The sequence below is a fragment of the Mycobacterium sp. 1164985.4 genome, from assembly GCF_001668575.1.
Taxonomy (GTDB): Bacteria; Actinomycetota; Actinomycetes; order Mycobacteriales; family Mycobacteriaceae; genus Mycobacterium.
Genome location: NZ_LZMD01000086.1, coordinates 58,829 through 70,993, shown reverse-complemented (window position 1 = coordinate 70,993; position 12,165 = coordinate 58,829). Strand labels below are relative to the sequence as shown.

The following is a 12,165-nucleotide window of genomic DNA, read 5'->3' as shown; positions in this document are numbered from 1 at the left end:
GACCAGCGAGGGCATCGCGGTGACCGAGTCCCGCCCGTCACGGGTCAACCTGCTCAACTGGGACGGTCGCGGCGAACCCAGCGGGATCTTCCCGGAGCGGAGCGCGGATCGGTGAGGCGCCTTCGGAGCAAGCGGGACCCGACCCTCGAGCATCGACTCGTATGGCAGGCGGCGGCACTGCTGCTCGCGTATCCGGACGACCGACAGGGCGAGCGGTTGAGCACCGTCGAGGAGATGCTGGCCCACCTCCCCGATGCGACCGCAAACCTGATCGGCGCCACCGTCACCGCGCTCCGCGCCGCAGATCCGATGCAGGCACAGATCGACTACGTCGACACCTTCGACATGCGCCGCCGCACCACGATGTACCTGACGTACTGGACCGCCGGGGACACGCGAAACCGCGGGAACCACATGCTGGCGTTCGCGAACACCTACCGCGAAGCCGGCGTGCAGCCACCGAAACACGAGGCGCCCGACTACCTTCCGGTGGTGCTCGAGTTCGCCGCGACCGTCGACGCCGAGGCGGGGCGGCGTCTGCTCACCGCACACCGGGCGCCGATCGACCTGCTGCACGAGGCGTTGGAGCAGTCGGCGTCGCCGTACGCGTGCGCCGTGGCCGCGGTCTGCCAGACCCTTGGGCCCCGCACCGAGCAGGACGCGCAACGAACCCAGCGGCTGGCCGCCGCGGGGCCTCCGTCCGAAACCGTTGGCTTGCAACCATTCACGCTGACCGTGCCGCCGCGACGCGCGCAAGGAGTATGACATGTCGGGCTGGGAGATCTTCTGGGACGTGATTCCGTACGTGACGCTGGCGATCGTCGCGGTCGGGATCTGGTGGCGGTACCGCTACGACAAGTTCGGGTGGACCACGCGGTCGTCGCAGCTGTACGAGTCACGTCTGTTGCGCATCGGCAGCCCGATGTTCCACTTCGGCATCCTGGTGGTGATCGTCGGGCACATCATCGGATTGGTGATCCCCGAATCATGGACCGATGCAATGGGTCTCAGCGATCATGCCTATCACGTGCAGGCGTTGGTCCTCGGAGGGATCGCCGGTGTCACCACGCTGTGCGGCATCGCGTTGTTGGTATTCCGCCGCCGCACCACGGGCCCGGTCTTCCTCGCCACCACCGCCAACGACAAAGTGATGTACCTGGTGCTGGTGCTCGCCATCGTGGCGGGGCTCTCGTGCACGCTGATCGGTGCGACGCCCGTCGGCGCCGAGCATGACTACCGCCTGACGGTGTCCCCCTGGTTCCGGTCCATCTGGGTCCTGCAGCCGCGCGGTGACCTGATGGCACAGGCGCCGCTGTGGTTTCACATTCACGTGATGATCGCGTTGGTGCTGTTCTGTCTGTGGCCGTTCACCCGGTTGGTGCACGTCTTCAGCGCACCCATCGGCTATCTGTTCCGGCCCTACATCGTCTACCGCAGCCGAGACGTCGTCGACCAGGGCGAGCTTGTCGGTTCGCGCCCACATCGCCGCGGCTGGTGATCAGCGGGTCAACCGGAGGCGCCGTGCACCAGAACGCAACACCGGCCTTGGCTGGGGCTCAGCTGCGCGTGCGCGCCGGACGTCGAACTGCCGTCTAGCACGCCCTCGACCAGCTGAAGGTTCAGTCCGCAGACGACTTCCAGATGGTCCTTCGCCACCGAGTGAAACGGGCAGTTGCGCAGGGTGACACAGCCGTCGGCGTCCACTTGGGGTAGATATCCGCAGTCGCGCAATGCCGTCACCACATCACCGCCGGCGTCGACCGCGGCCTGGCGACCCGTCTCGCGGGCGGCAGTGTTCAGTGCCGACCGCACCGTCCCTGCCGCGTCCTGTTCGATCGAGGCGACCAACAGCCGGGCGAGCAGAAGGTAGTCGCGCGGCGGCACGCTGACGACGATCTCCTCCGCGCTTCGGGTGTAGAGCTTGGCCGGACGTCCGGCGCCGGGCCCGCCGCGGCCGGCGGGGCGCTGATAGCTGACGGCGAGCAGTCCCGCCTCGGCGAGCTTGTCGAGGTGATACGCGGCGAGGGTGCGGCCGATGCCCGCGGCCGCGGCGGCCGCTTCACGCGACACCGGCTCGTTCCGCTCGACGACGAATTCGTGCAGTCGACGGCGGATCGGATCATCCAGGCTGGTCAGGGCCGTCAACGACGAGGGATCGGCGAACTGCGAAACCACGCGACAACTCTATCACCAAAGACTCTTGACAAAACGCATCGGCGGGTGTGGTCTAAAAGGCATAGAAGTTGTTTCTAGAAAGGGACGGCGTCATGACCACTTCGAACACCCCCGTACACGACCACTCGACGAGCCCGCTGCTGCGAGCCCGCACCGACCCCCTCTACGGCGCCTACCTGATCCTGCGGATCGGGTTCACGGTGCTGCCGATCGTGATGGGTCTGGACAAGTTCACCAACGTGCTGACCGACTGGGAGGGCTACCTCGCGCCGTGGATCGCCGACCTCAGCCCGTTCACCGCGCACCAGACGATGTTGATCGTCGGTGTGATCGAGATCGTGGCCGGCATTGCGGTCGCGCTCAAACCGCGATACGCCGCGTATGTCGTCGCGCTCTGGCTCGCGGGCATCATCGTCAACCTGCTGACCTACTCCGGGTTCTACGACATCGCCCTGCGCGATTTCGGTCTGCTGTTGGGCGCGTTGACGCTGGGCCGGTTGGCCTCGGTGTACGACGCACCGTTGCACACCCGGGCCTCGCGGTGAGCTAGGCGCCTACCGCCGCCCACGAGAAGAACGCCCGATCGTCGCGGCGGAAGGTGCGCGTCTCGCCGGTGACGGTGACCGTGGCACGAGCTCGGATGTCCGCCGAGCTCGTGCCCACGCTCAACTCAACCGGACCCGGCTCCATGACCAGATCACCCGAAATACCGGTGTAGGCAAGAACGCTCATCGGCAGCGTGAAGGTGATCGACGTGGACGCACCTGGGTCCAGGTCAACGCGGGCGAACCCGACGAGCTGCTGGGCGGGCAATGTGACACCGGTCGCGGTGTCGGCGGCGTACAACTGCACGACCTCGGCCCCGTGGCGCTGTCCGGAATTGGTGACGACAACGGACGCGGTCAGCGTGCCGCCCGTGTCGACCGTGTCGCTCGCGAGCTCCAGCGCGCCGTACGCGAACGTGGTGTAGCTCAGGCCGTGACCGAAGGCGAACAGAGGCGTGGCCGCCATGTCGAGATAACCGCCGTGGGGGTCGGCGTCGGTGCGCCGGTAACCGCTGCCGGTCCTCTGGCTGTGATGGATCGGCACCTGGCCGACATGCCGCGGCATCGTGATCGGCAGTTTCCCAGCGGGATTCGTGATTCCGAAGATCGCGTCGGCGACCGCGGTCGCCTGATACGGGCCGGCGTAATAGGCGGTCAGCACCGCAGGCAGCTGGTCGATGACACCGCCGAGCGCGTACGGCCTGCCCATCGAGAGAACGGTGACTGTGGGCTTGCCCACCGCACTCACCGCCTGGATCAACTCCACTTGCTGAGCGGGCAGAGTGATGTCGGCGGTGTCCGACCCCTCCCCCTCGGTGCGCGCACCCGACCACGACGACCGTCCTCCGACCGCCAGGATCACGACGTCGGCGTCCCGGGCGGTGGCGACGGCGGCCGCGATGTCGACCGGTTCGGCCGGCGTCACACCCGTGCCGGTGACGGCGACCACCTCCGCACCGGGCAACAGCCGCCGAACGGCGCCCGCGAGCGACACCGCCGCGTAATTGGACTCGATGTAGGCGCGCCGGTCGGTCGCGAACACCGGCCCGAGCTCGCCCGCGATCGCCATGAGCGCTTCGTGGGGCACCTCGCCCCCGAGTTCGATTCCCGCCATGGCCATCTCGCCACCGGTGGCCCGAGCTTCGAACATCTTCACCGCATCGGCGAAAGTGTAGGTCGAGAACCCCGCTGCCACGTCGTCGGCGTGCGGACCGATGACGGCGATCCGCCGGAGGCCTCGGCTCAACGGCAGGAGGTCGCCGTCGTTCTTGAGCAGCGTCACCGCACGCGCGGCCATGCGCGCCGACAGATCGGCACCCTCGCCTGCGACCGCTTCGATGACGATCGGGTCCTCGGGAACGTACGGATCGTCGAAGAGCCCGAGCGCGATCTTGTCGCGCAGCACCCGAAGCACCGACCGGTCCAGCACCGACTCGGAGATCCTGCCTTTGCGCACGGCGGCGGCCAACACCTCGCCGTAGCCGAAGACTTCCGGCATCTCGATGTCCATACCCGCCGCGAGCGCCAGAACCCCGGCGTCCTCGGCGGTTTCGGCCACGCGCTGGCGGGTCTGCAGGAATTCGATCGCGACATAGTCGGAAACCGTCGTCCCGGTGAAGCCCAGCTGGTCACGGAGCAACGTCGTCAGCACCGATTGCGAGGCGGATACCGGCACACCGTCGAATTCGCTGTAGCTGGGCATCACACTCGCCAGCCCCGCCAACCGGATAGCCGCCTCGAACGGGCGCGCGAAGACGTCGCGCAGTTCGCGGGGCCCGATCGCGGTCGCCGCCATGTTCTGGCCGCCCTCGGTGACCGCGTAACCGACGAAGTGCTTACCGGTGGCCGATACTCCCTTCGTCAGGTCGTCCGACTGCAGACCACGTGTGTACGCGACGCTCATCGCGCTGACGAGATAGGCGTCCTCGCCGAACGTCTCGCCGATTCTGCCCCAGCGGGCGTCGCGGGCGATGTCCATCACCGGGCCCAACGCCTGGCGCAATCCGACCGACCGCAGTTGGCGGCGAAGCAGATCCGTCAGTTCCTGCACCACCTCGGTGTCCCAGGCCGCAGCCATCGCGATCGGAGTCGGAAACGCGGTGAAACCCGGCGCCACGACGCCGCTCATCGCCTCGCTGTGAAAGATCGCGGGGATTTTCAGCCGGGTCTCCGTCGTCAGGTAGTGCTGAATCGCGTTGACCGACTTGGCGAGAGCCGTGGGCGGTTTGTGGCCGATCATTCCGAGGTGGCAGACGTGCCCGATCCCGTTCCCGAGGAGCACATCGAGCCTTTCGCGGTTGGTGCCCTCGGGCGTGAAGAGCGCCAGCGGGAACACCGAAGACAACTGCATCGCCTTCTCGTCAACCGTCATCTGACGCAACAGGTCTTGGGCACGGATCGTCGGATCTGCCGTCACAACGGTCCAGTATCACGGCTTCGGTGTGGCCGGGGAACGGGTTCGGCCACACCGCGGCAGGGACTTTGGTCCTCGATTCCGCGGGCCTTCGGCCCACGACGAGGGATCACCGCGATTCCTACACTGCGGCCATGACCTACGTGATCAGCAGTGCGTGTGTGGACGTGATGCACAAGTCGTGTGTGCCGGAGTGCCCGGTGGACTGCATCTATGAAGGCGCAAGATCGCTGTACATCAATCCCGACGAGTGCGTGGACTGCGGGGCGTGCAGGATCGCGTGCGAAGAGGACGCGATCTATTTCGAGACCGACCTGCCCGACGACGAGCAACGCCACCTCGCCGACAACGCCGCATTCTTCTCCGAGGCCCTGCCCGGCCGCGACGCTCCCCTCGGTACTCCCGGCGGCGCCGCCACGCTCGGCCGCATCGGCGTCGACACGCCTCTGGTCGCGGCGATGCCACCGAAGTAGGGACCTAAGGCCCTACTGGCGCGTAAACAGGTCGCCGACAGTGGAGGTATGGAGCAGCTCACCACCCTCGACGCGGGATTCCTGCACGCCGAGGACTCTGATCCCCATGTGAGCCTCGCGATCGGTGCCATCGCTGTGCTCGCCGGGCCGATGCCCGAGTTCGATTCACTTCTAAGCGATCTCGGAGAACGAGTTTCGACGGTGCCCCGCTTCCGGCAGGTGCTGCGCACCCACCCGCTCGACCTCGAAGCTCCCGAATGGGTCGACGTCGCGCAGGTCGACATCACACACCACGTGCGTCGGGCGGCGCTGCCGCGGCCCGGCGACGACGCCGCGCTGTTCCGTTGGGCCGCCGAAGTCATGGAGCGCCGCCTGGACCGCGACCGGCCGCTGTGGGAGTGCTGGATCGTCGACGGCCTGGCGCACAACCGGTGGGCGGTGCTGATGAAGATCCACCACTGCATCGCCGACGGTGTCGCGGCGACGCATCTACTGGCGCACCTGTGCGACGGGCAGGACGGCGAGACCTTCGCGACGGCGCTTCGTGCTGAGCGACCGGCGCCGAAAGGCCCTCGGCTGCCCGCCCTGTCGCTCAACCCGATCGACTGGATGACCGCGGCGTGGCGGACGTCTGTAGGTGTGAGTTCTGCCGCGACGCAGGCTCTGCACGGCGCCGTCGAGATAGCGGGTGGGCTCCTGCGGCCGACCCCCTCGTCGTCGCTGACGGGTCCGGTGTCCGACATGCGCCGCTACGCGGCAGTCGAGGTGTCACTGCCGGACGTGCACCGCATCTGTGAGCGGTTCGACGTCACGGTCAACGACGTCGCGCTGGCGGCGATCACCGACAGCTTCCGCACGATCCTGTTGCGTCGCGGTGAGAAGCCCCGGCGCACCGCGCTGCGCACCCTGGTGCCGGTGTCGGTGCGGTCCTCGGATGCGGGGGACCAACCCGACAACCGCGTCTCGGTGATGCTGCCCTACCTCCCCGTCGACAAGGCCGACCCGATTCAGCAGCTGCAGACCGTGCACACCCGACTCTGCAGGTCGAAGACGAGCGGACAGCGCGAGGCCGGCAACCTCTTCGTCTCCGCGGCGAACGTGATTCCCTTCCCGCTGACCGCCTGGACGGTGCGCACGTTGACCCGGCTTCCTCAGCGCGGCGTCGTGACGCTGGCGACGAACGTGCCCGGCCCCCGTAAACGGTTGCGGCTCATGGGCCGCGAGGTCATCCGATTGCTGCCGATCCCGCCACTGGCCCTGCGACTGCGCACCGGCATCGCGATCCTGAGCTACGCCGATCACCTCGCGTTCGGGATCATCGGCGATTACGACGCCGCACCCGACGTCGAAGAACTCGCCGGAGGGATCGCACGAGCCGTGAGCCGACTGGCCGACTTGAGCGTCGGCCACTGGCGGTGCACTCCCGTCGGCACTCTGGCTCTCGTTCAAGGAGGCTGATGACAATGACCAAAGGACACGAACTGGAGGACCTCAACCGCAGGCAGTGCCTGGACCTACTGCAGGGAGTGCGGGTCGGCCGACTCGTCTTCACCGAGGATGCGTTGCCCGCGGTTCAGCCGGTCAATTTCCGGCTGTGGCGCGACGACGTGGTCATCCGGGTGGCCGGCGGACCGAAGCTTGCCGCGGCCACCGACAATCAGGTCGTGGCCTTTCAGTCCGATGAGCTCGACGCGGACCTGCGGACCGGTTGGAGCGTGACCGTCGTCGGGCACGCCGAGCCGATCACCGATGTCGACGAATTACTCGAAGTGGCAGGTACATTCATCCAACCGTGGGTCGACGGTCGTCGGGATCACTTCGTGCGGATCCGAACCGAGAAGATGACCGGGCGTCGGTTTCGCGAACGCGGGCTGCCGAAGTACCGGGCAGAGAACACGAGCGCATCCTCGTCCTGAACTACCCACTCGTCCTGAACTACCCACGCCTCCTGAACTACCACGCCTCCTGAACTCCCCAGGCGTCCTGCACTACCCGGGGGTCACGGGAGCGGGGCGCTCCACCTCAACCTGGTACCACCCGCGGGCACAGCCTCGATCGCGAAGTCTCCCCCGACTTCTTCAGCGCGTCGTCGAAGATTCGTCAACCCACTGCCGGTGATGTCTCCGGTGATGCCACATCCGTCGTCCAGCACCTCGATGAGCAAATCGTCCCCCACGGCGACATTGACGGTCAGCGTCTTGGCCTGAGCGTGCCGCACGGCATTGCTCACGGCTTCGCGGACGACGGCTTCCGCATGGTCGGCCAACGTCGCGTCGATCACGGACAGCGGGCCGGAGAACTGCACCGTGGTGCGCATGTCCGGCTGCGCGAACTGCGCAACCGCTTCGTCGAGCCGCTGTCTAAGTCGGGTGATGCCCGCATCACCCGAATGCAGGTCGAAGATCGCGGTACGAATCTCCTGGATGACCGATTGGAGGTCATCGACACACTCATTCAGTCTCTGCCGTACTTCGGGCTTGTGAGATCGCGGGATGGTGCCCTGCAGCGCAAGCCCGATCGCGAAAAGCCGTTGAATGACATGGTCGTGCAGATCCCGGGCGATGCGGTCACGGTCACTGAGCACGTCGAGTTCGTGCATCCGTCGTTGGGTGGTGGCCAGCTGCCACGCCAGCGCGGCCTGGTCGGCAAAGGCGGCCATCATGTCGAGTTCGTCGGCGCTGAACGGCGGCGATCCGGGCGACCGCACGGCCACCAGCACACCTGCCACGGCATTCGAAGCGCGTAGCGGTAGCACAAGAGCTGGGCCGGTGTGGGCGACGCCCGGCACCAATTCCAGGCTCTCGAACCTACTCGGCGTCCGCTGCAGGTACGCCTGCCCGATCGGGGTGCCGCTCGTCGGGACCACCCGTAGTGCGCCGTCCAGCGAATCACCCGCGGTCGCAGCGATGACGAGCTCGTCGACCTCCTCTGCGGGCAGGTCCAGGTCTGCAGGGACCGCCACGACGGTCGACTTCGCGCCACTGAGGTGACGCGACTCGTCGGCGACCAGGCGGAACACCGATGCCGGATCCGTGCCGGCCAGGAGCTCGGTGCCGATGTCGCGCGTGGCCTCGATCCAGGATTGCCGCACCTTCGACTGTTCGTACAGGCGGGCGTTGTCGATCGCGATTCCCGCGGCGGCCGCGAGCGCCTGCACGAGCACTTCGTCGTCCTCGCTGAAGGGCTGACCGCCGGCCTTCTCGGTGAGGTAGAGGTTGCCGAACACCTCGTTGCGGATTCGCACCGGCACGCCGAGGAATGTTCGCATCGGCGGGTGATTAGGCGGAAATCCGACTGAGGCCGCGTGGTGCGAGATGTTCTCCAGCCGAATGGGTTTCGGATCGTCGATCAGGACGCCGAGCACGCCTCGCCCTTCGGGGAGATGACCGATCCGCTCACGCATCGCCTCGTCGATACCCTCGTAGATGAATTCGACCAGTTCGTGGTCGTGGCCGCGCACCCCCAACGCGCCATACTGCGCGTCGACCAGTTCGATCGCGGTGTGCACGATCGTGCGCAACGTTTGATCGAGCTCGAGCCCGGACGTGACGACCAGCATCGCGTCGACGAGGCCGTCGAGTCGATCCCGGCCCTCGACGATCTGCTCCACGCGGTCCTGAACCTCCATGAGCAGCTCACGGAGGCGCAACTGCGACAGGGTCTCGCGCACCGGCGGCCTGGCGGCCTCACCCCACGCTTCGGCCGGCTGTGCCACGTCAGCCATGCCGACATGCTCCCACTAGCCGAGCCAGACTGGCGAGCAAACGGCGGTAATTTTGACGACCTCGATAACCGCTAGCCCGGTGCGGCGATTCGCTGGCGGGGCAGTTGGCGCACCGTCGCTCCGGCTCGACCCTTCGCTGCCGCGTCCTGAGCACGATCTCGAATCCCACGAAGCATCTTCTGCTCCATGACGAAGTGGGGGATGTCGAACAGGGCGTGTCCGACCGCGCCCCCACTGCCCCTGACCAGCAAGCGCGTCCAGCTGCCCGCTCGGCGCAGATAGAAGGCCCAGGCGCCGCGGGCATTCTCCCCGCGCTGCAACCGCGCGAAATCCCGAGGTGACACCAACACCAGGTATGCCTGGGGCTCGAACGCGGCCACCACTTGCCGGCCCGTTTCGCCGTACCGACGCGCCAGCCAGACGGTGTCGCCCACGGCCAGATCCTGCCAATCCGGATGAATCGAGTCCGCATTGTGGATTCGTGCGCCGACGGCTCTTTCCAGCACCGAGTAGCTGTAGAAACCCGCCCGGTCCTCACCTATTTGAGCCAGCCATGGCCACACCGATTCGATAGATGCGTCGATCGTCACGGCCCGTGTCGTCCGTGGGGCTCCAGTCGCCACGAGTTCGTCGCCGGGCAGCTCGGCGGTGATCTCAGGCTCGGTCGCCCCCCACGTGTAGATCCACGGCTGTAGGTGGGCGCGGTACAACGCGACACCACCGATCGCCGCCATCGCCGTCGCCAGCCATGCGTTCTTCCCTGCCATGTGTCGACCGTAGGTCTGTGCGAACGACCGACTAAGGGCCGAAGGTCCCTGTGCGGCACGGCCGAAACGCTCTGTTTCACGCACCGTTGAACTTCCATGCTGAGCGCATGGCAGGCACACATTGGCTGGTGATGGAGCCTTCGTCGCACGGGCCGTCCCCGATGTTCGAGACCCGGGTAGCAGGTGCGGGACGACAACTGCCCGCCACGCACCTGGCGACCGACGACCTGATGTCGACCACACGCCATCACACGCACATCGATCTCGAGCGGCTGACCGGAATCCATGAGCGGCGGGTTTCGGTGGGCGACGAGGACTCCTACACCCTGGCAACAGCCGCGGCGTTCGATTGCCTCGAGAAGTCCGAACGTGATCCGGCATCGATCGACCTCGTCATCAACTGCAGCATCACGAAGTTTCGCGGCGGTCTGACACAGAGGTTGGAGCCGACCATGAGTTCGGCGGTGGCACACGCCATCGGCGCCCATACGGCGATGACCTTTGATCTCAACAACGCGTGTGCCGGGATGCTCACCGGAGTCACCATCGCCAACAACATGATTCGGCAAGGTGCCGTGAGGCGGGCCTTGGTCGTCAGTGGGGAGTACATCTCCCAGCTGGGCCGAAACGCCGCGCGCCATGTGCACAACATCATGAGTAAGGAACTGGCCTCTCTGACCCTCGGCGACGCAGGTGCGGCGCTCCTACTCGAAAGGGCTCCGGTCGGTTCGGGCAGCATCATCCTGGCCGGTTTCACAACGCTGGCCGAGTACAGCCGACTCTGTCTCGGTTACCCCAAGGGCGACGACCCGGGGGCGCGGATGTTCACCGACGCACGGGGCATCCACCGGGCCGCCATGGCGAACACGCCCACGTTGCTGCGCGAGGTACTCCGGGAGGCGGGACGATCCATCGACGAAATCGACCACGTCATCACCCATCAGACGTCGGCGCGCGCGATCCGCAAGGGCATGGCCGAAGTCTCGGCCAAGTTCGGCGCCACACCGAAACACGAGGCGGTCGTCACCGTCGACCGCTACGGCAACACCGCGTCGACGACGCACACCGTGGCGCTCATCGAAGAGCTCGAGGCGGAGCGCATCTCGCCAGGGGAGACGATCGCTCTGATCGCGTTGGCATCCGGTCTGGAGATCGGCTTCGTCCTGTTGACGCTGGACCGAGAGTTGGTGAGCCACTATGGGAACCGTGATTGACCAGATCGCCGTTGTCAACGGCGGCTGGCGGAACCGTCACAGTGCTCTGCGGCTGATCGACAGGGCGGCGAAGAAGTGCCTTCGCAAGGGCCGGCGCAACGCCGACGAGGTGGACCTGCTCGTCAACGCGGGCATCTACCGCGACCGCAACCTTGGCGAGCCCGCCCTCGCCTCGATGATTCAGGACGACATCGGCGCGAATGACGAGCAGCCGCACCCCGGCGGGCACGGCACCTTCTCCTTCGACATCGCCAACGGCTCGTGCGGAATGCTCACCGCCCTGCACATCGTCGACGGCTTCCTGCGGTCGCGGGTGATCGACTGCGCATTGGTGGTCGCCGGTGACGCCGATCCGGGACACGGTTCGAGCGAGGGATTCCCCTACAGCCCCGCAGGCGCCTCGCTGCTGTGCGGCTGGTCCGAAGACGGACGCGGGCTCGGGCCGGTCTGGTGGGAGCGTTCGGAAGACGACGACGACACGGTGTCGGCCACCATCGGGATGGTGAAACAGCGCAATCTTCTGAGGATTCACGAATCACACTCTGCGGAACGTTGTTTCGCGCGTACCGCGGCGCGTGCGGCGCAGCGCTGCCTCACCGAATCCGACACCCAAATCGATGAGATCGCGTCAATAGTCGCGGCGCCGGCTCGGCCGGCATTCCGAGCGGAGCTGGCGGCCGCGCTGGACATCCCGATCGAACGCATCGTCGTCGGCGACGACCAACACATGCACACGGCCGCCCTGGCGGCCGCGCTCGGTAAGGCCGCCGACATCACGCCGACCGACAGCTTGGTGATGATCATCGTCGCGGGCGCGGGCGTGACGGCCGGGGCAGCCCTGTACCGGACGTAGC

General features: G+C 66.7%; 11 protein-coding genes and 1 pseudogene. 8 read left to right on the top strand and 4 right to left on the bottom strand.

Features of this window, described 5'->3' with window-relative positions; translation table 11 throughout:
- Nucleotides 1-111 precede the first annotated feature (111 nt).
- Nucleotides 112-765 carry a nitrate reductase molybdenum cofactor assembly chaperone gene (gene narJ / locus A5650_RS20270; protein ID WP_067295699.1) on the top strand — a complete coding sequence of 218 codons (654 nt, stop codon included), beginning with the start codon at nucleotides 112-114 and terminating at the stop codon, nucleotides 763-765.
- Nucleotides 764-1,498, top strand: a pseudogene (gene narI / locus A5650_RS20265) (respiratory nitrate reductase subunit gamma); the annotation flags it as partial. The gene narJ and the pseudogene narI, both read left to right, overlap by 2 nt.
- 8 nt (nucleotides 1,499-1,506) lie before the next feature.
- Here narI and A5650_RS20260 read toward each other — a convergent pair.
- Nucleotides 1,507-2,175: a helix-turn-helix transcriptional regulator gene (locus tag A5650_RS20260; RefSeq protein WP_067295694.1), complete on the bottom strand. Its 669-nt coding sequence runs from the start codon at nucleotides 2,173-2,175 to the stop codon at nucleotides 1,507-1,509.
- A gap of 92 nt (nucleotides 2,176-2,267) precedes the next feature.
- Between A5650_RS20260 and A5650_RS20255 the strand changes: the two genes are divergently transcribed.
- Nucleotides 2,268-2,720, top strand: coding sequence for a DoxX family protein (locus A5650_RS20255; protein ID WP_067295691.1), 453 nt, complete (start codon nucleotides 2,268-2,270; stop codon nucleotides 2,718-2,720).
- 1 nt (nucleotide 2,721) lies between these two features.
- Here A5650_RS20255 and A5650_RS20250 read toward each other — a convergent pair whose 3' ends face one another.
- The gene (locus tag A5650_RS20250) at nucleotides 2,722-5,136 is read right to left on the bottom strand and encodes a glycoside hydrolase family 3 N-terminal domain-containing protein (protein WP_067295688.1); all 2,415 of its coding nucleotides are present in this window, start codon (nucleotides 5,134-5,136) and stop codon (nucleotides 2,722-2,724) included.
- Between the two features lie 131 nt (nucleotides 5,137-5,267).
- On the opposite strand from A5650_RS20250, the gene fdxA reads away from it, so the two are divergent.
- From fdxA to A5650_RS20235, 3 genes are read left to right on the top strand one after another with little or no spacing between them, the layout of a single operon-like run.
- Nucleotides 5,268-5,606, top strand: a complete 339-nt coding sequence (fdxA, locus tag A5650_RS20245) for a ferredoxin (protein ID WP_067295685.1) — start codon at nucleotides 5,268-5,270, stop codon at nucleotides 5,604-5,606.
- Between the two features lie 48 nt (nucleotides 5,607-5,654).
- A complete protein-coding gene (locus tag A5650_RS20240; RefSeq protein WP_067295682.1) occupies nucleotides 5,655-7,064 on the top strand; it encodes a WS/DGAT/MGAT family O-acyltransferase in 1,410 nt (469 codons plus the stop codon).
- Nucleotides 7,065-7,069: 5 nt separating this feature from the next.
- Nucleotides 7,070-7,522: a pyridoxamine 5'-phosphate oxidase family protein gene (locus A5650_RS20235; protein WP_067295744.1), complete on the top strand. Its 453-nt coding sequence runs from the start codon at nucleotides 7,070-7,072 to the stop codon at nucleotides 7,520-7,522.
- 83 nt (nucleotides 7,523-7,605) lie between these two features.
- On the opposite strand, the gene A5650_RS20230 is transcribed toward A5650_RS20235, so the two are convergent.
- Both A5650_RS20230 and A5650_RS20225 read right to left on the bottom strand, forming a co-directional pair.
- Complete coding sequence (locus A5650_RS20230; RefSeq protein ID WP_067295678.1) at nucleotides 7,606-9,330, bottom strand: GAF domain-containing sensor histidine kinase; 1,725 nt, start codon at nucleotides 9,328-9,330, stop codon at nucleotides 7,606-7,608.
- Between the two features lie 71 nt (nucleotides 9,331-9,401).
- A complete protein-coding gene (locus A5650_RS20225) occupies nucleotides 9,402-10,097 on the bottom strand; it encodes a hypothetical protein (RefSeq protein ID WP_067295676.1) in 696 nt (231 codons plus the stop codon).
- Nucleotides 10,098-10,204: 107 nt separating this feature from the next.
- On the opposite strand from A5650_RS20225, the gene A5650_RS20220 reads away from it, so the two are divergent.
- Both A5650_RS20220 and A5650_RS20215 read left to right on the top strand, forming a co-directional pair.
- Nucleotides 10,205-11,311, top strand: a complete 1,107-nt coding sequence (locus A5650_RS20220; RefSeq protein WP_156744214.1) for a 3-oxoacyl-[acyl-carrier-protein] synthase III C-terminal domain-containing protein — start codon at nucleotides 10,205-10,207, stop codon at nucleotides 11,309-11,311.
- Nucleotides 11,295-12,164 (top strand): 3-oxoacyl-ACP synthase, encoded by an 870-nt coding sequence (locus tag A5650_RS20215; RefSeq protein WP_067295673.1) that lies wholly within the window; start codon nucleotides 11,295-11,297, stop codon nucleotides 12,162-12,164. Before A5650_RS20220 ends, A5650_RS20215 begins: the two co-directional genes overlap by 17 nt.
- The last annotated feature ends 1 nt before the right edge of the window (nucleotide 12,165 follow it).